The sequence below is a fragment of the Pseudonocardia humida genome, assembly GCF_023898865.1.
Taxonomy (GTDB): Bacteria; Actinomycetota; Actinomycetes; order Mycobacteriales; family Pseudonocardiaceae; genus Pseudonocardia; species Pseudonocardia humida.
This window is the reverse complement of record NZ_JAGSOV010000011.1, coordinates 224,659-244,543: the sequence shown is the minus strand read 5'-3', so window position 1 is coordinate 244,543 and position 19,885 is coordinate 224,659. Positions and strand designations below refer to the sequence as shown.

Genomic DNA, 19,885 nt, shown 5'->3' with positions numbered 1-19,885 from the left:
TGCCGCACTCCGCTGCCATCCTCGCCGCATGCACCGTCCGATCCTCACAGCCGTCGCGGCGACCACGACGGCGGCCGTGGCCGGGAACGCGTTGATCAGCAAGGACGATCTGGCCTGGCTGCAGGGGTTGCGGCGGCCGCGGATGCAGCTGCCGCTGGCGGGGTTCGCTGCTGTCGGCATCACCTACTACGTGCTGCTCGGGTGCGTGCTCTACCGGGCCACGGATCGCCGGGACCGCACCGCGACGCGGCTGGCGCTGGTGGTGCTGGCGCTCAACGAGGTGTGGAACCTCGTGCTCTTCGGTCGCCGCAGCGTGTGGGGTGGGTTCGTCGGGATCCTGGCCTTTCTCGTGCCGCTGGTCGCGCTGCAGGTCTCGGTGTCCAGGGACCGGACGTCGAGCCTGTTGCTGGCTCCGTACACGGCGTGGGTGATCGGCTACGACGTGCCGTGGACCCTGCAGCTCTGGCGGCTCAACCGCAGCCCCCGCTGACCCGGTGCTGCGGTGAGTTCGGCGTGATCCTGGGCTCGTCGGAGTAGCTCTCCCGGGCCGTGGTCGTGGATCATCTCGCTCCCCCCGCAGTGCGGGGGCCAGCGTGTCCGTGGTCCGGGGTCAGGACCCCTGGCGGCTGGTGGGGCGGCCAGAAAGGTCCACCGGCACCCTCGGCGGCCCAGCCGCCCGCTGGCTGCGTTGCCGGCCGACCCGGGTACGCCAGGTACGACGGGCCGACCGGCGCCTCGCCAGCGGACGCCTGGATCCACCGATCTACCGGCGGACCTTCCTGGCCACCCCCCACTAGAGGATCAGGCTCGCCACCAGGGCGAGGGCGAAGCCGACCAGGCCGATCAGGGTCTCCATGACCGTCCAGGTCTTCAGGGTGGTCTTCACGTCCATCTCCAGGAACCGTCCCACCAGCCAGAACCCCGAGTCGTTCACGTGGGACAGGACCGTCGCCCCGGCCGCGATCGCGATCACCACGCACGCCACGTCGAACCGCGACAACCCCTCCGCCGCGACGACGGGCGCGATGAGGCCCGCGGTGGTGGTCAGGGCCACCGTCGCGGAGCCCTGCGCGACGCGCAGCGCGGTCGCGATGATGAACGCCGCGACGATCACCGGGAGCCCGATGGAGCTCAGGCTCTCGGCGAGCGCGTCACCGATCCCGCTCGCCCGCAGCACGCCGCCGAACGCGCCACCGGCCCCGGTGATCAGGATGATCGCGCAGACCGGGCCGAGCGAGGAGTTGACGATCTCCTCCACCTCGGACCGGCTGAACCGCTCCCGGCCCAGCACCACCATGGCCACCAGCACCGTGATGAGCAGGGCCACCGGGGTCTGCCCGAACAGCCGCAGGGCGCCCACGGTCGCCGTGTCGCCGTCGACGACGCCTGCGGTGGCCAGGGTGTTGAGGCCGGTGTTGAGCAGGATGAGCACGAGCGGCAGGAGGAGGAGCAGCAGCACGGTGCTGAACCGCGGCGGGGCCGTGCGCACACCCGCCGGCGCGCGGGTACCGGTGCGCGCCCCGCCCGTCCCGCCGTCCTCCGGGTCGTCGTCGTCGATCTCGACGACGCGCTCCTCCCTGGCGTCCCCACCGGCGAGGACATCGGGCACCGGGACGAAGGTGCGCTTGCCCACCCAGCGACTGAACAGGTACGACGCGACGTACCAGGTGGGCAGGCCGAGCACCAGCCCGACCACGAGCACCAGGCCGATGTCGGCGCCGAGGATGCCGGCCGCGCCGACCGGACCCGGGTGCGGCGGTACGAAGGCGTGCATCACGGCGAAGGCGCCCGCCGCGGGCAGCGCGTAGAGCAGCACCGAGCCGCCGAAGCTGCGGGCGACGCTGAAGATGATCGGCAGGAACACCACGAATCCGGCGTCGAAGAAGATCGGGAACCCGAACAGCAGCGACGCGATGCCGAGCGCGAGCGGGGCGCGCTTCTCGCCGAACCGCCCCACCAGGGTGTCGGCGAGCACCTGTGCGCCGCCGGTGACCTCCAGCAGCTTGCCGATCATCGCGCCCAGCCCGACCAGCAGCGCGACGCTGGCCAAGGTGGTCCCGAAGCCCTCGAGGAGGGTGTCGACGGCGTCGCCGACCGGGATCCCGGCGACGAGCGCGGTGACCAGGCTGACCAGGATCAGCGCCACGAACGCGTGCAGGCGCAGCGCCATGATCAGCACCAGCAGGACCGCGACGGCGCCTACCGCGATGAGCAGCAATGGCACCGTTCCGTACGCGGGTACTACTTCCTCCACGACGCACCTCCTCCGACGACGACGGCCAGGCCCGCACCGCTGGCGGCCGTGATGATCGTGGCGTGTGGGCGCACAACGCGCTCGTCGGAGCGCGACGCACCCGCGACTGCGACCATCGGTGGGGGTGGTGGGCGGCCCGGTCGGTCAGGCCCCGGCTCGGCACCTCCCGCGTCCACACGTCAGATCCAGCCGTGGTCCTGGGCGATCCGGTACGCCTCGGCGCGCGACCCGGCCCCGAGCTTCTGCGTGATCGTCGCGAGGTGGTTGCGGACCGTGCCGGCGGAGAGGAACAGCGTCCGGGCGATCTCGGGCACCGGGCGGTCCGCACCGGCCGCGCTCAGCACCTCCGCCTCCCGGGGCGTCAGCGGTGACGGCGGCTCGGTGAGCGCGTCCGCGGCGAGTACCGGGTCGACGTAGCGCTGACCGGCGAAGACCCGCCGCACGACGTCGGCGAGCGCGGTGCCGGGTGCGCCCTTGGCGAGGAAGCCGCGCGCTCCGGAGGCCAACGCCGTGCGCAGCACCCGCGGTCGGCCGTGCCCGGTGAGGATCACGCACGCGCACTCGGGGAGCGCCCTGCCGAGCTCGACGACGACGCCGATGCCGTCGACGACCGGCATCTGCAGGTCGAGGACGGCGACGTCCGGGCGGTGGGCCAGCGCCTGCTGGATCGCCTGGCGCCCGTCGGCGGCCCGGGCCACGACCTCGATGCCCTGTTCGCGCTCCAGCAGCGCGATCAGCGCAACGCGGATCAGCTCGTCGTCCTCGGCGACGAGCACCCGGATCGTCGGGGCGTCGGTCATCGAGCTTCCCCACCTGGTCGAAGCGGTCGTGGCCGCACCGCGCCATCTGGTGCGACATCTGGTGCGACATCTGGTGACAGCGCTACCCGCACCTCGAACCGGCCGTCACCGGTCGGCCCGTGGCTGAGCCGAGCCCCCGCCTCGCGACACCGCACGGCCAGGGCCGCGAGACCGGACCCGGACGTCGGCGCGCCGGTGCCGGAGTCGGACCCCACCCCGTCGTTGGTGATCACCAGAGTGGCCGACGGGCTGTCGTAGGTGATCGACACCTCCCGCGCGTCGGCGTGCCGGAGGAGGTTCGTCACCGCCTCCCGCACGACCGTGGCCAGCAGCCGCGATGCGGCTGGTGGCAGTCGGGCGGGGTCGACGTCGACGGTCGTGGCGATGCCGGCGGAGCGGAGGACGAGCTCGGCGGAGGAGAGTTGGGACGCGAGGTCGGCGACGGTGTCGCCGTGCACGGCCCGACGCGCCTCGGCGAGCGTGGTCGAGGCGATCGACCGGATCTCGGCGCTCTCCGCCGCCGCGCGCTGCGGCTGGGTCGTGGCCAGGCCTTCGGCCAGTTCGGCCTTCAACGCGATGATGCCGAGCCGGTGCCCGAGGACGTCGTGCAGCTCGCGGCTCACCCGCAGCCGCTCCCGGGCGACCGCCAGTTCCGCTGCGGCGTCCCGGCCCGCCTCCACTGCGCGCACCACCCCGAGCAGCCACACCAGCGACAGCTCCGCGATCCACACGACGAGGGCGCAGCCGAGCGCGATGGCCACGCCCGCGACCGCGGAGCGGCCGAACGCCACGGCGCCGGCCGCGGCCGCGCCGCCCAGGACGAGGGCGGCGACCGCGCCGGCCCGCCGGTCCGCGAGCGCGCTCGCCCCGATGGCGAAGCCGGCCAGCCACGCCCACGGCTGCTGGCCCGGTTCCGCCCACGAGTACGTCGGCAGCCACACCCCGAGGCAGGCCAGCAGGAGGAGCCCCGGCCCGACGGTCGTCGCCCGCGGCCACCTCCCCGGGTGGACGGCCGAGCGCAGCACGACGAACAGCGCGGCGCCGACCGCCGTCAGCCCGGCCAGGTAAGCGCCCAGCAAGGGCGTGGACGGCGGGCGCGTCATCCGCAGCGGGAACACGAACGCCCAGGCGAAGCCGGCCACGAGCACACCGAGCACGACCACCTGCGGGCTGATCGGGGGCCGGCGCCGGGCTGGGCTCACCACGTCGCCACCCTCCCACGTCCGCCGCACGGTCAACTCGTGACAGGTGCACGTGTCGGCTGAGCCGACCGACGCGTTCGCTGAGGACCGTGAGAACGATTCAGGACCTGAACGCCGACCGACCGGTGGGCGAGGATGGACAGCGCGCTCCCCGCCCGGCGCGCCGATGGGTGCCGTGGCGGGGGCGGGCATCCCGGACCGACCGGGCACTGATCGCCACGATGCTGGTCGTGGTGGCCATCGGGTTCGTGCTGCGGCCGCTGAAGCCGTTCCTGATCGCGTCGCACCCGGTGCTGCTGGAGTTCCTCTCCGGTGACCTGATCGCGATCGGGGCCGCCGCGGCGTTCGCCCGCATCGGCGAGGTGCCGCTGTGGCTGGTCGTCGCCGCGGGCGCCCTCGGGATGATCAAGTTCGACTGGCTCGCCTGGTGGGCCGGCCGCCAGTGGGGTGCGGGCATCATCGGGCTGCTCACGGCGAGCCCGCGGGTGCAGCGATGGGCGCGGCGGGGCCGGGAGGCCGATCCGCGGGTCATCCGGGCGGCGGTCGTGCTGGCCATGCTGCCCGGCGTGCCGACGGCCGTGGTGTTCGCCCTGGCGGGGTGGGCCGGCCTGCGGTTGACCACGTTCCTGCTGCTGGACGCGATCGGCGCGCTCGCGGTGACCGGCCTCGTCGCCGGCCTCGGCTTCGGGCTGGGCCAGCACGCCGTCGACGTCGTCCTGCTGGTCGACCGGTACGCCTCCGCGGTGAGCCTGGCCCTGATCGGCGTGGCCCTCGCGCTGCCGCTGGTCAAGCGGCTCCTCCGCCGCAGCAGGCGGCCGGGTCGGGGCGGCTCGCAGTGATCGGTCATCCGCGGGGGGTCGCCCGGTCGTTGAGGAGGTCGAGGACCGGTGCGTACATGCGGGTCTTGATGGTGGCCACGGTGGCGCCGGCCTTGCCGGCCTGGGCGGCGGCGAGGTGCAGGGCGGTGGAGCGGACGGCGTCCTCGGGGACGGCGTGGTCGACGATGCCTGCGGTGCGGGCGTCGCCGCCGCCGTAGCGGCGGGCGGTGGCCATCGCCTCGTGGGCGGTCTGCGGGGTCAGCCGGGCCTGGATGAGCGCGGACATGGCGGGGGTGAACGGGATGGCGATGTCGGCCTCGGGCAGGCACCAGTAGCCGCGGTCGACGCGCATGACCCGCAGGTCGTGGGCGAGGGAGAGCATGGCGCCCGCGGCGAAGGCGTGCCCCTGCAGCGCGGCCACGGTGATCACCGGCAGGGCCAGCGTCCGGGCGAGCAGCGCGTGCACGTCGTCGACGTAGCCCTCGTGCCGGTCGGGGTGGGTGCCCAGCCACTCGAGGTCCAGGCCGTTGGAGAAGAACTTGCCGGTGGCGGTGGTGACCAGGGCGCGGGGCCCCTCGGTGCGCTCGACCTCGTCGAGGGCGGCGTCGACCGCGGCGAGCCAGTCGGGGTGGAAGCGGTTCTCGGCGTCGCCGAGGTCGAGGACGAAGACGTCGTCGGAACGGTCGAGCGTGGGCATGGGCGTCTCCTGCGTGGTGGGTGGCCGGGTGACGTGCTCAGGGCGGCGGGCCGCAGTCCAGGACGGCGCCGACGGCGGCGGCGAGTTGGGCGCGGGTGTGCGCGCGGACCCGCCCGGTGCGGATCTCGCCGAACAGCAGCGCCGCGGGGAGGCGGACCACGCAGAGGGTGATGGCGTCGACCGCGGCGGCGTCGCCGCGGTCCCAGACGGCGATGGCCAGCTCGCGCAGGGTGGTGACGAGGGTGGTGTCGAGTGCGCGCAGGTCGTCGGCGACCGCCGGAGCGACGGCCTCGGTGAGCAGGTCGTCGCGCTGCAGGGAGACCAGCAGCTGCGCGGCGCGCAGGTCGTGGTCGGCGAGGCGGGCCGGCGCGTCGGCCGCGGCCCGCACCGCTCCGCGCGCGTCGGCGGCGGCCAGTGCGTCGTCCACAGCGGTGCGTTGCAGGGTGAGGAAGAGCCGCGCGCGGCGCAGCCATGCGGCGCCGACGACGGTCTCCAGCGAGCCGAAGGCGTGGTAGATGCTGCCGTTGGCGGCACCGGACCGCTGGGCCAGCGCGCGGATGGTCAGCTGTGCGCGGCCGCGTTCGACGAGCAGTTCCTCGGCGGCGTCCAGGACGGCATCGGGGGAGCGGACGTGCGGCCGGGGCATCGGCGACCTCCTCTGCGGCCGGGGCGGTTCTCCGTACCGTAGTAGAGCATATGCTCCACAATGCTGGGGGCATGGCGTGCGGACCAGCGCAGGCCGCCGGCCGGCCACCCCGTCACCCGGTGTCCGGGGCCACCCGGCGGGAGACGGTGCCGGTCATGAGCAGCGCCGCGGCCGCGGCGATGCCGGCGAGCACGAGGAACACGGGGGGATAGCCGCCCAGCGCGGCCGCGAGGGCGGCTCCGGCCCACGGGGCGAGGGCGGTGGCGATCGTGCTGGGGGCCGACAGCAGGCCGTTGAGCCGGCCGTAGTGCGCCGCGCCCCACCGGTCGGGGATCGCGGTGGCCTGCAGCAGGGTGAACACGCCGCGGGCGGCGCCGGCGAGCATCGCGGCGGCGATCAGCAGTGCGGTGGGGCCGGTGAGCAGGGCCAGCAACGCCGTCGCGAGCGCGGACAGGCCGAGGATCACCACGCCGCGGGCCCGCGGGCCGAGCAGGGCGTGCAGCCTGCCGTAGCCCAGCCGGCCGAGGACCTGGCCGAGCCCGCCCAGGCCCAGGGCCCACGCGGCGGTCGAGGTGGGCAGCCCGCGCTCGATGAGCAGCGGCACCTGGTTGACCACGACCGCGAACGCGCTGAACGTCCCGAGCGTGACCGCGGCGACGAGCAGGAGGAACGGTCCGCTGCGGGCGATCCGGCCCGGGTCGCGGTCGACGTCCTCGGCCGCGGCGGGCTCGGTGCGATCGGGTTCGGGCCAGTGGCCGCGCAAGCCGAACAGGTGCGCGGGGATCGTGACGGCGGCCAGCACGGCGGCGAGGACGAGGTAGGTGCCGCGCCAGCCGGCCGGCTCCAGCAGCGCGGCGGTGAGCGGGGCGAAGACCGTGCTGGCCAGGCCGCCGAGCAGGGTGAGGGTGGTGAGCGCGGTGACCCGCCGCGGGCCCCACCAGCGGGTGAGCGCGGCGAACGCCGGCGGGTACAGGGTGCCGGCCATGGCCGCCCCGGCCAGCGCCCATGCGGCGAAGAACAGCGGCAGCGTCGGGGCGAGCGCGATGCCCAGCAGGGCCGGCACGGCCAGGACTGAGCCCGCGGTCATCAGCGGTCGCGGGCCGATCCGGTCCAGCCACCGCCCGGCGGGGATGCCGACCAGCGCCGAGACGACCAGGCCGAGGGAGAACGCGGCGGTGGTGGTGGAGACGGGCCACCCGGTGTCGGCGGCGATGGTGGGGGCGAGCACCGGGAAGGCGTAGTAGCGCACGCCCCTGGGGGTGATCTGGGTGACGCACAGGACGGTGAGGACCCGGCGGAGCCCGCCGGTCGACAGACCGGCGGGCTCCGCCCCGGCTTTCGCGCGCGGCACGGGCAGGGATCCTCCTGTCCGGATCGAGGACGGTCAGCGGGCCGCCCCGACACCGATGCTGATGTCGACCGATGCCGGGGCGGCGCAGCAGCCACTCTGCTCCGGCGGCGCCGAGGACGCCGACGCGCCCGCCGGGGTGTCGTCGAAGACACCGGCGCCACCGCAGACCCCGGTCTCGGGCAGCACCAGCTCGACCCGCCCGGCGGCGTCGTGATCACCGGCGATGGCCGCGACGACCGAGCGGACCTGCTCGTAGCCGGTCAGCGCCAGGAACGTCGGCGCCCGGCCGTAGCTCTTCATCCCGACCAGGTAGAAGCCCGCCTCGGGCTGGGCGAGCTCGGTGGCGCCGTGCGGGTACACCGTGCCGCACGAGTGCACGTTCGGGTCGATCAGCGGGGCCAGTGCGCGCGGGGCCTGCAGGGTGGGGTCGAGGTCGAGGCGGATCTCCGAGAGCCAGGACAGGTCCGGGCGGAAGCCGGTGAGTGTGACGACCTCGGCGACCGGGTCGAGCCGGCGGCCGTCCAGCGAGGTCAGGACCAGGCCCTCGGCCACCTGCTCGACCGCGGCGGTGCGGAACCCGGTGACCGTGCTGATGTGCCCGGCGCGCACGGCGGCCTCGGCGCGCGTGCCGAGCGCGCCGCGGGCGGGCAGCTGGTCGGCGTCGCCGCCGCCGAAGGTGGTGCCGATCCGGCCACGGCGCAGCAGCCAGACGACGTGCGTGCCGGGCTCCTGCTCGGCGAGTCCGGCGAAGGCGACGAGCGCGGTGAGCGCGGAGTGGCCGCTGCCGGCCACGGCGATCCGCTTGCCGGCGTACCGGGCTCGCACGGCCGGGTCGTCGAGGTCGGGGACCTGGTAGGTGATGCGGGCGGCGGCGGCCTTCTCGCCGATCGCGGGCAGGCCGTCCCCGCCGAGCGGGTTCGGGGTGCTCCAGGTGCCGGAGGCGTCGACGACGGCGCGGGCGATGATCCGCTCCTCGCCGCGCGGGGTCTCGACGTGCACGGTCAGCGGCTCGGTGTCGCGCCCGGCGTCGACCACCCGGTCGCGTCCCCGTCGGGCCACCCCGACCACGCGCGCGTCGAAGCGGACCCGGTCGCCGAGGGCGTCGGCCAGCGGCTGCAGGTAGTCCTGCGCCCACTCGGCCCCGGTCGGGTAGGCGTCCGCGGCCGGGGTCCGCCAGCCGGTCGGGGCGAGCAGCTTCTCCGCGGCCGGGTCGATCAGCTCGGCCCAGCGGGAGAACAGCCGCACCTGGTGCCACTGCCGCACGTTCGCCCCGGCCACCGACCCGGCCTCCAGCACCAGCGGCGTCACCCCGCGCTCCACCAGGTGCGCGGCCGCGGCCAGTCCGGCCGGACCGGCTCCGATCACGACGACCGGCGTCTCGTTCTCGCTCACCACAACCTCCATCGACAAGCATCGATCCAACGGGAGCGGACTGTATCGACCGACATCGATTGACGCAACCATCGACGTGGGTCGATACTCACCTCATGAGCACCTCCCTGCCGCTGACCGTCCGCGATCGGGCCCAGCCGGCGCAGCTCGCGCCGCAGGACGCGGCGACCTACGCCGAGTGGTTCGCCTGCCTCGCCGAGCCGACCCGGGTGCGGCTGCTGCACGCCGTGGCCGTGGCCGGTCGGGAGGTGACGGTGGGGGAGCTGACCGAGCAGCTGGGGATCAGCCAGTCCACCTGCTCGCACCACCTGCGCAAGCTCGCCGACGTCGGTTTCGTGCGGCTGCGCAAGGAGCGCACCGCGACCATGGTCGCGGTCAACCCGGCCTGCTGCACCGGTCTGCCGCACGCCGCCGACGCGGTGATGGGGATGCTCGCTCCACGGCCGTGCTGCCCGGAGGACCTGCCCGCCGACGTCGCCGTCCGCCGGCTGGAGCCGGGGGACTGGGCTGCCGTCCGCCGGATCTACGCCGAGGGCATCGCCACCGGTGACGCGACGTTCGAGAGCGAGGTGCCCGACCGGCGGACCCTCGACCACGCCTGGCTGCCCGAGCACCGCTGGGTCGCCGAGATCGACGGGCACGTCGTCGGCTGGGCCGCCGCGAAGCCCGTCTCGACCCGCCCGGTCTACGCCGGGGTCGCGGAGACCTCCGTCTACGTCGGCGACGGCTTCCGCGGCCGCGGGGTGGGCAAGGCGCTGGTCCACCGCCAGGTCACCGCGGCCGACGACGCCGGGTTGTGGACCCTGCAGACCTCGATCTTCCCGGAGAACCGGGCCGGCATCGCGCTGCACCAGTCCGCCGGGTTCCGCACCCTCGGTCTGCGCGAGCGCATCGGCCGCCACAACGGCGCCTGGCGCGACACGGTCTTCCTGGAGCGCCGCCGCACCGACGACCTCTGACTCAGCTGACTCAGCTGCCGCTCCACCGCCCATAGCCGTACTCGCCGTTCCTCCGTGCGGAGGACCGTCTCTTCGAGGTGCTCGTGAACAGCCCTGATGCCATCGTCGTCGGCGCCGGCCAGTCCGGCCTCGCCGCAGCGCACGCCCTGCTCGCCCGCGGCCTGCAGGCGGTCGTGCTCGAAGCCGGACCCGAACCCGTGGGGTCCTGGCCGCACTACTACGACAGCCTCACCCTGTTCTCGCCCGCCCGCTACAGCTCCCTGCCGGGCCTGCCGTTCCCGGGCGACCCGCAGCGCTACCCGCACCGCGACGAGGTCGTGGAGTACCTGCGCCGCTACGCCGCCACCCTCGACGCCGACATCCGGACCGACCAGCGCGTCACCGAGGTCCGTACCGACGGCGACGGCTTCATCGTCGCCACCCCGAGCCGGTCGCTGAGCACGCCGCTGCTGATCGCGGCCAGCGGCGGCTACGGCAACCCCCACCGGCCGGACCTGCCCGGCCTCGACGCCTTCACCGGCCAGGTGCTGCACGCCGCCGACTACACCTCACCCCAGCGCTTCGCCGACCAGCACGTCGTGGTCGTCGGCGCCGGGAACTCCGCCGCCCAGATCGCCGTCGAGCTCGCCCGCCACACCCGGGTCACCCTCGCCACCCGCGCACCGGTCCGGTACGCGCCGCAACGCCCCCTCGGCCGCGACGTCCACTCCTGGTCCACCACGCTCGGCCTCGACCACCTGCCCGTCGGCCACCTGCTGCGCAGCGAACCCCGCGTCCCCGTCCTCGACGACGGCACCTACCGCACCGCCATCGACCGCGGCCGCCCACCGCGGCGGCCGCTGTTCACCGGCGTCGACGGCAACACGATCGTCTGGCCCGACGGCGACCGCGAGCACGTCGACACGATCCTGCTCGCCACCGGCTACCGCCCCGACCTCGGCTACCTCGCGCCACTCGGCGCCCTGGACGACACCGGAGCACCCCGCCACGACCGCGGCACCTCCTGCACCCACCCCGGCCTGGGCTACGTCGGGCTGGAGTGGCAGCGCAGCCTCGCCTCCGCCACCCTGCGCGGCGTCGGCCGCGATGCCGACCACGTCGTCGCCCGCATCGCCCACCAGCGCTCGGGGGTCATCGGCACACGCTGCTGCGCCGCCGCGCGCACCTGAGGCCGCCGCACGGGTCACTCGGGGCTCCCCGGCGGCATCCGCAGGTGGATGCGTTCGCCCTGCGGTCCGAGGATGTTGAGCACCTCCACCGGCCCCTCCCCGGTGCTGCCGAACCAGTGCGGCAGCCGGGTGTCGAACTCGGCGGCCTCGCCCGCGTCGAGCACCAGGTCCTGGTCGGCGACCACGAGCCGCAGCCGGCCCGACAGCACGTAGAGCCATTCGTAGCCCTCGTGCGTGCACGGATCGGGGCTGGTGCGGGTGGCCGGGACGATCGTCTTGAAGCTCTGCTGCGGCCCGGGGCGGCGGGTCAGGGGCAGGACCACGCTGCCGTCCACGCGCCGGGGCGTCGGGCGGACCCGCGGGTCGACCGCCTCCGGGCCGCCGACCAGCTCGTCGAGCGGGATGCGGTAGGCCCGCATGATCGGCAGCAGCAGCTCCAGGCTCGGTCGGCGCTGCCCGGTCTCCAGCCGCGACAGCGTGCTCGTGGAGATCCCGGTCGCCTCGGCCAGGGCCGACAGGCTCCACCTGCGCTGGGTCCGGAGCTGCTTGAGCCGGCCCCCGACGTCGGCGAGGACCCGAGCGATGTCTGCGAGCTGCGCCATCCCGCCATCCCACCCGGCGCGTCCCGGAACCGGCAACGTTCGTTGCCGTTTCCGCGGCACGGGCCCGAGCATGGCCGCGGAGGTGATCGGCATGACGACCGATGTGGACGTGACCGTGGACGGGACCGCGGAGGTGACCGGCGGAGCCGCTGGTGGGGGTGCGGGGCGGTGAGCGTCCGGGCCGCACAGCAGGCGTCGACCTCGCGGAGGCTGCCGCTCGGGGTCTACCTGCTCGCGTTCGACCTGTTCGCGATGGGCAGCGCGGAGTTCCTGCTCGCCGGGGTGCTCCCGGCGGTCGCGGACGACCTGCGGATCCCGCTGTCCACCGCCGGGGCGCTGATCTCGGCCTTCGCCGTCGGGGTCGTGGTCGGCGGCCCGCCGCTGGCCGTGCTGACGTTGCGCTGGCCGCGCCGGACCACCCTGGTGGCCGCGCAGGTCGTCTTCGCCGTGTCGATCGCGGTCGGCCTGCTGACCGACAGCTACCCGGTGCTGCTGGCCAGCCGGCTGGTCGCCGGCCTCGCCTACGCCGGGTTCTGGGCGGTCGCCGCGGTGACCGCGATCAGCCTCGTCGCCCCCGACCGGACGGCGCGGGCCTCCGGTGTGGTGGTGAGCGGGCTGAGCCTCGCCATGGTGGGCGGCGGCCCGGCCGGCGCGCTGCTCAGCCACTTCGCCGGTTGGCGTGGCGGGTTCTGGGCGGTGGTCGCGCTGACCGCGGCCGGTGCGGTCCTGACCCTCGTCGCGCTGCCCGCCACCGGCGCGGCCGGGCGACCCGACGCGCGCCGGGAGCTGCGCACCATGCGGCGCCCGCAGCTGTGGGTCGTCTACGCCGCCACCCTGCTGACCACGGCCGCCTACATGATCTCCTACAACTACCTCGCGGCCCTGCTGACCGACGTCACCGACGTCCCCGCGGTCTGGGTGCCCGCGATCCTCACGCTGTTCGGGATCGGTGCCTTCATCGGTCTGTCCGTCGGTGGCCGCGTCGCCGACGGGCGGCCGCACCTCGCCCTCCTGGCCGGGACCACCGGTATCGCGGCGACCTCGGTCCTGCTCGCGACCCTCGCCGAGCACGCGTGGGCCGTCGTCCCCCTCGTCCTGCTCCTCGGGGTCGCGGGGTTCGTGCTGAACCCGGCCCTCTACGCGCGGGTCTTCACGATCGCCTCCGCGGCGCCGACCCTGGCCGGGGCGAGCACCGTGTCGATGTTCCAGCTCGGCATCAGCCTGGTGCCCGCACTCGCCGCCCCGGCTCTCGACCACGGCGCGGGCGTCGGCGTGGTCCCGTGGATCGGCGCCGCGCTGGCCGTGGTCGCCGTACCGGTCATCCTCCTCGGCCGGCGCCCGACCAGGACCCCGTCGTCGCGGTCGGGCGCAGCTCCTGCGCCGTGACGTCCGGCGCCGGGACCGAGGAGGTGTCGTTGCGCGCGGTGAAGCGCCGCAGGCGCAGGCTGTTGGTCACCACGAACAGCGAGCTCAGCGCCATCGCCGCCCCGGCGAGCATCGGGTTGAGCAGTCCGGCGGCGGCCAGCGGCAGGGCGGCGACGTTGTAGGCGAACGCCCAGAACAGGTTGCCCTTGATCGTGGCGAGGGTGCGGCGGGCGAGTCGGATCGCGTCGACGGCGGCCAGGAGGTCGCCGCGGACAAGGGTGAGGTCGCCGGCCTGGATGGCGGCGTCGGTGCCGGTGCCCATGGCCAGGCCGAGGTCGGCCTGCGCGAGCGCGGCGGCGTCGTTGACGCCGTCGCCGATCATCGCAACGACCTTGCCCCGGGACTGCAGCCGCGTGATCACGTCGACCTTGTCCGCGGGCAGCACCTCGGCGATGACCGTGTCGGGGCCGGCGTCGATGCCGACCTCGGCCGCCACGCTCCGGGCGACCGCGGCGTTGTCGCCGGTGAGCAGCACCGGGGTGAGGCCCAGGCCGCGCAGCTGTGCGATGGCCCGCGCCGACGTGGGCTTCACGGTGTCGGCGACAGCGAGCACCGCGCGCGCCGCGCCGTCCCACGCCACCGCGATCGCGGTCCGCCCCCGCTCCTCCTCGGCGGCCTTGGCCGCGACCAGCTCGGGCGGCAGGGGCTGGCTCCACTGCTCCAGCAGCGCCGCGCGCCCGACGAGGACGGCGTGGCCGTCGACGACGCCCTGCACGCCGAGCCCTTCGACGTTGGTGAAGTCCTCGACCGCGGGCAGGTCACCCGTGCGCTCCCGGGCCGCCCGGGCGACCGCGGCCGCGATCGGGTGCTCGGAGGCGTCCTCCACCGCACCGGCCAGCCGCAGCACCTGCGCCTCGTCGACCCCGTCGGCGAGGTGCACGGCGACCACGCTCATCCGCCCGGTGGTGACGGTGCCGGTCTTGTCCAGGACGACGGTGTCGACCCGGCGCGTGGACTCCAGCACCTCGGGGCCCTTGATGAGGATCCCGAGCTGCGCGCCGCGGCCCGTGCCGACCAGCAGCGCGGTGGGCGTGGCCAGGCCGAGCGCGCACGGGCAGGCGATGATCAGCACCGCGACGGCGGCGGTGAACGCCGCCGCGGCACCCGCGCCGGCGCCCAGCCAGAACGCCAGCGTGGCCGCGGCGAGGGCGATGACGATCGGGACGAACACCCCGGAGACCCGGTCGGCGAGGCGCTGGACCTCGGCCTTGCCGTTCTGGGCGTCCTCGACCAGGCGGGCCATCTGGGCGAGCTGGGTGTCGGCGCCGACGCGGGTGGCCCGCACGACCAGCCGGCCGCCCGCGTTGACGGTGGCCCCGACGACGGGGTCGCCGACGCGGACCTCGACCGGCACCGACTCCCCGGTGAGCATCGAGGCGTCGACCGCGGAGCGGCCGTCGGTGACCACGCCGTCGGTGGCGATCTTCTCGCCCGGTCGGACGACGAACCGGTCGCCGACGGCGAGCTGCCCGGTCGGGATCCGCACCTCGCGGTCGCCGCGCAGCACGGTGACGTCCTTGGCGCCGAGTTCGAGCAGCGCCCGCAGGGCGGCGCCGGAGCGGCGCTTGGCGCGGGCCTCGAAGTAGCGCCCGGCGAGGAGGAACGTGGTCACCCCGGCGGCGACCTCGAGGTAGATGTTCGCGGCGCCGTCGCTGGGGGCGATGGTCAGCTCGAACGGGTGGGTCATGCCGGGGACGCCTGCGGTGCCGAGCAGCAGCGCCCACAGCGACCACGCGAACGCGGCGAGCACGCCCATCGACACCAGGGTGTCCATGGTCGCCGCGCCGTGGCGCAGGTTGGTCCATGCGGCGCGGTGGAACGGCCACGCCCCCCACACCACGACCGGTGCGGCCAGGGCGAGGGAGATCCACTGCCAGTAGGTGAACTGCAGCGCCGGGACCATCGCCATGGCGACGACCGGCACCGCGAGGACCGCGCTGATGACCACCCGGTCGCGCAGCGGGCGGGCCGGGTCCGGGCCGCTCTCGGCGTCGGCGGCGGATCCGGTGGGTCCCGTCGCCGGCGGGGTCGGCAGCTGTGCGGTGTAGCCGGCCGCCTCGACCTGGGCGAGCAGCACCGAAGGGTCGACCCCGTCCGGGGCCCGGACCCGCGCCTTCTCGGTGGCGTAGTTGACGGTGGCGCTGACCCCGTCGAGCTTGTTGAGCTTGCGCTCGATGCGGTTCGCGCAGGACGCGCAGGTCATGCCGCTGATGGCCAGCTCGACCTCGGTGAGTGCTCCGGTGGCCGCGGCGTCCCGCGGGGCGTTGCCCGTGGTGGTGCTCATGGTTCGAGTCCCTTCCCCGTCAGTGTCCGTGGCTCGGTGAGCCGGGCTGGTCGACGTGCGCCGGCGTCGGCTCCGCGGCCGGTGCCGGTGCGGACCCGGCGGGGCCGGTCGGCACGGTGAACTCCGCGGTGCGCACCACCCCGGCGTGCTGGAAGTCCAGGAACAGCCGGTAGGTCCCGGCGCTGGGCACCTGGGCGGCGAACTCGATCTGCGGCCCGGCGGGGGTGGCACCGTCGCCGGGTGCGCCTTCGGGGTGGACGTGCAGGTAGGCCAGGTCGCCTTCGCGCAGCGCGACCAGGTGCCCGTACGCGCCCAGGTAGGGCTGCAGGTCGGTCACCGGGACCCCGTCGCGGCTCACGGTGAGCGTGACCGGGGACGACTGCCCCGCGGTGAGGTCCCCGGTGAGCTCGACGGTGTAGCCGTCGACCTGGGCGGTGCGGCTCGCGGTGTGCGCCACCGGCTCGAACGCGCCGGGCGCGGACAGGTCGACGCCCAGGGTGGTGGCGGGTCCGCCGGTCGGCGTGAAGTCGGCGAAGGCGCGGTAGGAGCCCGCGGTGTCCACGGTGAGCGGGACGCTCCAGGTGCCGTCGGCGGCCATCTCCGGGTGGACGTGCTGGAAGCCGGTGGTGTCGCGGCGCACGACGATGAGGTGCATCCGCTTGTCGTGCTCGACGTCGAACGCGGTGACGGGCGCGCCGTCGGGTCCGGTGATGCGGAAGGCGAAGGTGTCGGTGGTTCCGGTGGCGAGCGTCGGGTCGGTGGGCGTCAGGGTGTAGCCGCCCCTGCTCGAGGCCAGTCCGCCGGGCAGGTCCGATGCGGTCTCCGCGACGGTGCCGCTGTGGCTGTCCCCGTGGCCGGCGGCCCCGGCGCCCGCGGGCGCCGCACCGGACATCGCACCGTGACCGCCGTCCGCGCTCGTGGACGCGTCGGCGGTGGCGGTGGAGAGGGGACCGACAGCGGTGCCGATGGCGTACGCCCCGGTGATGAGCAGGGCGAGCGCCGCACCGTAGGCGGAGAGCTTCGTTGCAGTGTTCATGTCACTTCCCGTCTCGGTGACGCCGGCCGGTCGGGGACCGGTCGGCGTCGGATCAGCCGGCGAGCTGGTAGCCGGCCTCCTCGACCGCGGCGCGCACCCGCGCCTGGTCGATCGGCTGGTCGGCGGTCACGGTCACGGCGCCGGTGGGCAGGTCCACCGCGACGTCGGTGACGCCGTCGATCTCGGTGATCTCCTCGGTGACCGAGGCGACGCAGTGCCCGCAGGTCATGCCGGTGACGGTGTAGGTGCTGGTCTGGCTCATCGAACTACTGCCTTCCTCGCGGTGGTGATGCGGTGTTGGTGTTGTGCTGGGGTTCAGGACTTGACCAGGCGGGCGATGGCCGCGCCGGCCTCGGCGACCTTCCGGTCGGCGACGTCGCCGCCCTCGGCGACGGCTTCGGTGACGCAGTGGCGCAGGTGCTCGTCGAGCAGGCCGAGGGCCACCGCCTCCAGGGCCTTGTTGACCGCGGAGACCTGGGTGAGCACGTCGATGCAGTACTCGTCCTCGTCGATCATCCTGGCGATGCCCCGGACCTGGCCCTCGATGCGTCGCATGCGCTTGAGGTACGCGTCCTTGTCCTCGGTGTAGCCGTTCATCTGCGTCCTCCTTCCCGGCCAATATACCCTAGGGGGGTAGGGCACGGCAGGGGCGGGCTAGGGGCTCGCCGGAACGGCGGTGCGGGGTTCGAGGCCGGCGACGAGGTTGAACGAGCCGGTGAGCTGGTTCAGCGCGACCAGCCCGACGACGTCGGCGAGGGCGCGGTCGCTCCAGCCGTGGCCGCGCAGCTCGGCCACGTCGGCGTCGGTGATCGAGGCGGGCTCGGTCAGGACGCGGACGGCGTAGGTGATCAGCGCCGCCTCGCGGGCGTCGGTGGCCGAGCCCTGCCGGGCCAGGTCGATGTCGGTGTCGGTGAGACCGGCCGCGCGACCCGCCGCGGTGTGCGCGGCGAGGCACAGGGCGCACCCGATCCACTCCTGCACGGCCAGGGAGACCTTCTCGCTGAGCGGCCGGGGCAGCGCCGAGCGCTTCATCGCGCGGGACAGGTCGAGGTACCCCTGCAGCAGTGCCGGCGAGTGGGCCATCGTGCGGACCATGGGTCCGGCATCGCCGTGGCGGTCGATGATGCCCGCCAGGAGGGTCTGCGCCGTCGACGGTGCCTGGTCGGGCTCGAGTGCGTGCAGGCGAGGCATGTCGTGTCTCCTTCGATCCCCATACGGTAGGGGGGTATAACGGCCGACTCCGGTCTACACCCCCCAGGGGTATCGACGCAACCCCCTGGCGCGGGTGCCGTGAGGTGGCGTTGCGTGCTGCGCACCGCGGCCCGGCGGTTGCACGCCTCGTCGCCCGATCCCCGACGTGCGCGGGGCGTGCTCATCCGTGGTGAGCGCGGACCCGAGATCCGGCGTCCGATTCCCGCCGGAATCCGGACGGTGGAGCTGTCACCGTGGAGGCATGACGACCACGGCCCGCGCCGCCACGTTCACCGTGCACGCCATCCCCGCCGAGGAGCTGGAGCGGGTCCGGCGCCGCGGCCGCGACGTCGCCGGGAACGAACCGACGCCCTTCGGGGCGGCCGGATCACCGCTGCGCTGCTGCCTGCGCCGGGCCACGGCGGCCGACGAGGTGGTGCTGATCTCGCACGCTCCGCTGCGCGAGCGGTCGCCGTGGCGCGAGGTGGGCCCGGTCTTCGTGCACGCGCGGGCCTGCCCGGGCTACGACGAGCGGGCCGGGCTGCCACCCGAGGTGCGCACGGGGCCCCGCGTGCTGCGCGGCTACCGGGCCGACGGCTCGCTGGACTACGACGCGATCCGCACGGTCGGCGCGGGCGAGGACATCGGCCCGGCGCTCGACGAGCTGCTCGCGGTGCCCGGGCTCCGGGAGGTGCACGTGCGGGCGGCGGTCGAGCAGTGCTTCACCTACCTGGTGCGTCCGGCCTCCGCCGTCGACGGGTGATCGGCGGCACTCGCCACGGGAGATCAGCGCTCCGGCGCGTCGGCCCGGCGCTGCCGCGTCCGTGACCGCCGCGGGAGCGGGAGCTCATGGCCGGCTCGGCGGCACCTCGCGAGCCGCCCCGGCGGGGGAGGCGCCGCCGTTCTCCGGCCAGCCCAGCAGCCGGGCCCCGACCACCGCGACCTGCATGGTGAACCGCTGGGCGGGGTCGGTGGCCTGGTATCCGGTGAGCGTGGCGATCCGGTCGAGGCGGTAGGTGACGGCCCGCGCCGAGAGGTGCAGCCGGCGCGCGGTCTCGGTGGTGACCCCGCCGGTCGCGACGTACGCCTCCAGGGTGGCGAGCAGCGGTTCCGCTCCGCCGCGGGCGCCCACGAGCGGGCCCAGCACCGCGTGCACCAGGTCGGTGATGGCCGGCTGGTCGCGCAGCAGCACCCGGTAGGTGAGCAGCTGCTCGGCGTGGATCACCGGGGCGTCCAGGCGCAGCCGCACCGCCATCGCCAGCCCGTCGCGGGCCTCCTCGTACGAGCGGGGGACGCCGTAGGCGCCCGGGTACGGCCGCCCGACGGCGACGCGCCAAGGACCCGCGCCCGTCGCCCGGCTGACTTCGGCGTGCACGAAGTCGCCGAGCCGGTCCGCCGCGGCGCCGGCGGCCGGCGGTGGGTCGGCGGGGGCGACGACGACGATCCAGCCGTCCTTGGTCGCCACCAGGACCTCCCGGTCGCCCTCCCGGTTGACCACCGCCCGCTCCAGGTCGCCGACGATCGGCTCGGTGCCGGTGAGCCGGCCGGTGGGGGCGGCCAGGGCGACCTGGTGGGGTCGGGCCATGTCCAGCCCGAAGGGTTCGGCCCGCTCGACCAGGCGGCCGACGTCGGCGTCGCCGCGCAGGAGGTCCTCGATGAACTCGCGGCGCTGGGTCTCCTCCCAGCGCACCTGCTGCCTGCGGGCCTCGGTGTAGCCCTCGGCCAGCCCGGCCACGGCGGTGTCGACCACGAAGAGGACGGCGTCGGCCGCGGCGCGGACGAGGCCGCTGTCGCGGGAGCGGACGACGGCGGGGAGCCTGCCCCACAGCAGCCGGGCCGCGGAGAGGTAGAGCTGCACGACGCTGCCCGCCGACACCCCCATCTCGGCGGCGCGCCTGCCCTGCAGCGCCACGGCGTCGAGCTCGGCGCGGTGCGGCTTGCGCCCGGTCACGGCCGCGTCGGCCAGCAGGGCGAGGTACTCGCCGAGGAGCTCGACCGGGACCCCGGCCTCGCGTCCGGCCGCGCGGGCGACCTCGGCCAGCCAGCCCGACTCGGCCAC

General features: G+C 74.9%; 20 protein-coding genes. 6 read left to right on the top strand and 14 right to left on the bottom strand.

The features are described 5' to 3' along the window. Positions 1-28 precede the first annotated feature (28 nt). The gene (locus tag KDL28_RS06310) at positions 29-490 is read left to right on the top strand and encodes a TspO/MBR family protein (protein ID WP_252436258.1); all 462 of its coding nucleotides are present in this window, start codon (positions 29-31) and stop codon (positions 488-490) included. 303 nt (positions 491-793) lie between these two features. Here KDL28_RS06310 and KDL28_RS06305 read toward each other — a convergent pair whose 3' ends face one another. From KDL28_RS06305 to KDL28_RS06295, 3 genes are all read right to left on the bottom strand, one after another. Continuing rightward, the gene (locus tag KDL28_RS06305) at positions 794-2,254 is read right to left on the bottom strand and encodes a GntP family permease (RefSeq protein ID WP_372496898.1); all 1,461 of its coding nucleotides are present in this window, start codon (positions 2,252-2,254) and stop codon (positions 794-796) included. A gap of 179 nt (positions 2,255-2,433) precedes the next feature. Next, positions 2,434-3,054, bottom strand: coding sequence for a response regulator transcription factor (locus tag KDL28_RS06300; RefSeq protein WP_252436257.1), 621 nt, complete (start codon positions 3,052-3,054; stop codon positions 2,434-2,436). Continuing rightward, entirely contained in the window at positions 3,051-4,259 is a 1,209-nt protein-coding gene (locus KDL28_RS06295; RefSeq protein WP_252436256.1) for a sensor histidine kinase, read from the bottom strand. Before KDL28_RS06295 ends, KDL28_RS06300 begins: the two co-directional genes overlap by 4 nt. 86 nt (positions 4,260-4,345) lie before the next feature. Between KDL28_RS06295 and KDL28_RS06290 the strand changes: the two genes are divergently transcribed. Next, the gene (locus KDL28_RS06290) at positions 4,346-5,095 is read left to right on the top strand and encodes a DedA family protein (protein WP_252436255.1); all 750 of its coding nucleotides are present in this window, start codon (positions 4,346-4,348) and stop codon (positions 5,093-5,095) included. Positions 5,096-5,099: 4 nt separating this feature from the next. On the opposite strand, the gene KDL28_RS06285 is transcribed toward KDL28_RS06290, so the two are convergent. From KDL28_RS06285 to KDL28_RS06270, 4 genes are all read right to left on the bottom strand, one after another. Further along, positions 5,100-5,771 (bottom strand): enoyl-CoA hydratase-related protein, encoded by a 672-nt coding sequence (locus KDL28_RS06285; protein WP_252436254.1) that lies wholly within the window; start codon positions 5,769-5,771, stop codon positions 5,100-5,102. Between the two features lie 37 nt (positions 5,772-5,808). Beyond that, positions 5,809-6,417: a helix-turn-helix domain-containing protein gene (locus tag KDL28_RS06280; RefSeq protein ID WP_252436253.1), complete on the bottom strand. Its 609-nt coding sequence runs from the start codon at positions 6,415-6,417 to the stop codon at positions 5,809-5,811. Between the two features lie 112 nt (positions 6,418-6,529). Continuing rightward, positions 6,530-7,768, bottom strand: a complete 1,239-nt coding sequence (locus KDL28_RS06275; protein ID WP_252436252.1) for an MFS transporter — start codon at positions 7,766-7,768, stop codon at positions 6,530-6,532. A 33-nt stretch (positions 7,769-7,801) separates the two neighbouring features. Next, on the bottom strand, positions 7,802-9,160 hold the full coding sequence (locus tag KDL28_RS06270) for an NAD(P)-binding domain-containing protein (protein WP_252436251.1): 1,359 nt from the start codon (positions 9,158-9,160) through the stop codon (positions 7,802-7,804). A 95-nt stretch (positions 9,161-9,255) separates the two neighbouring features. Between KDL28_RS06270 and KDL28_RS06265 the strand changes: the two genes are divergently transcribed. After that, a complete protein-coding gene (locus tag KDL28_RS06265) occupies positions 9,256-10,119 on the top strand; it encodes a helix-turn-helix domain-containing GNAT family N-acetyltransferase (RefSeq protein ID WP_252436250.1) in 864 nt (287 codons plus the stop codon). Positions 10,120-10,202: 83 nt separating this feature from the next. Next, positions 10,203-11,288, top strand: a complete 1,086-nt coding sequence (locus KDL28_RS06260; protein WP_252436249.1) for a flavin-containing monooxygenase — start codon at positions 10,203-10,205, stop codon at positions 11,286-11,288. A 14-nt stretch (positions 11,289-11,302) separates the two neighbouring features. Here KDL28_RS06260 and KDL28_RS06255 read toward each other — a convergent pair whose 3' ends face one another. Continuing rightward, positions 11,303-11,890 carry a helix-turn-helix domain-containing protein gene (locus KDL28_RS06255; RefSeq protein ID WP_252436248.1) on the bottom strand — a complete coding sequence of 196 codons (588 nt, stop codon included), beginning with the start codon at positions 11,888-11,890 and terminating at the stop codon, positions 11,303-11,305. 168 nt (positions 11,891-12,058) lie between these two features. On the opposite strand from KDL28_RS06255, the gene KDL28_RS06250 reads away from it, so the two are divergent. After that, on the top strand, positions 12,059-13,276 hold the full coding sequence (locus KDL28_RS06250; protein WP_443698368.1) for an MFS transporter: 1,218 nt from the start codon (positions 12,059-12,061) through the stop codon (positions 13,274-13,276). Here the strand turns inward: KDL28_RS06250 and KDL28_RS06245 are convergent. Genes KDL28_RS06245 through KDL28_RS06225 form a run of 5 tightly spaced genes read right to left on the bottom strand, consistent with a single transcriptional unit; the run spans position 13,209 to position 17,826 of the window. Continuing rightward, positions 13,209-15,599 carry a heavy metal translocating P-type ATPase gene (locus KDL28_RS06245; RefSeq protein ID WP_252436247.1) on the bottom strand — a complete coding sequence of 797 codons (2,391 nt, stop codon included), beginning with the start codon at positions 15,597-15,599 and terminating at the stop codon, positions 13,209-13,211. The two genes, KDL28_RS06250 and KDL28_RS06245, sit on opposite strands and share 68 nt — an antisense overlap. Positions 15,600-15,618: 19 nt before the next feature. Further along, positions 15,619-16,635, bottom strand: coding sequence for a DUF8832 domain-containing protein (locus tag KDL28_RS06240; protein WP_252436246.1), 1,017 nt, complete (start codon positions 16,633-16,635; stop codon positions 15,619-15,621). 52 nt (positions 16,636-16,687) lie between these two features. Further along, on the bottom strand, positions 16,688-16,897 hold the full coding sequence (locus KDL28_RS06235) for a heavy-metal-associated domain-containing protein (RefSeq protein WP_252436245.1): 210 nt from the start codon (positions 16,895-16,897) through the stop codon (positions 16,688-16,690). 53 nt (positions 16,898-16,950) lie between these two features. Then, the gene (locus KDL28_RS06230) at positions 16,951-17,232 is read right to left on the bottom strand and encodes a metal-sensitive transcriptional regulator (RefSeq protein ID WP_252436244.1); all 282 of its coding nucleotides are present in this window, start codon (positions 17,230-17,232) and stop codon (positions 16,951-16,953) included. Between the two features lie 57 nt (positions 17,233-17,289). Next, positions 17,290-17,826 (bottom strand): carboxymuconolactone decarboxylase family protein, encoded by a 537-nt coding sequence (locus tag KDL28_RS06225; RefSeq protein ID WP_252436243.1) that lies wholly within the window; start codon positions 17,824-17,826, stop codon positions 17,290-17,292. Positions 17,827-18,088: 262 nt separating this feature from the next. On the opposite strand from KDL28_RS06225, the gene KDL28_RS06220 reads away from it, so the two are divergent. Beyond that, positions 18,089-18,589 (top strand): DUF1203 domain-containing protein, encoded by a 501-nt coding sequence (locus KDL28_RS06220; RefSeq protein ID WP_252436242.1) that lies wholly within the window; start codon positions 18,089-18,091, stop codon positions 18,587-18,589. An 84-nt stretch (positions 18,590-18,673) separates the two neighbouring features. On the opposite strand, the gene KDL28_RS06215 is transcribed toward KDL28_RS06220, so the two are convergent. Further along, on the bottom strand, positions 18,674-19,885 hold the full coding sequence (locus tag KDL28_RS06215; RefSeq protein WP_252436241.1) for a PucR family transcriptional regulator: 1,212 nt from the start codon (positions 19,883-19,885) through the stop codon (positions 18,674-18,676).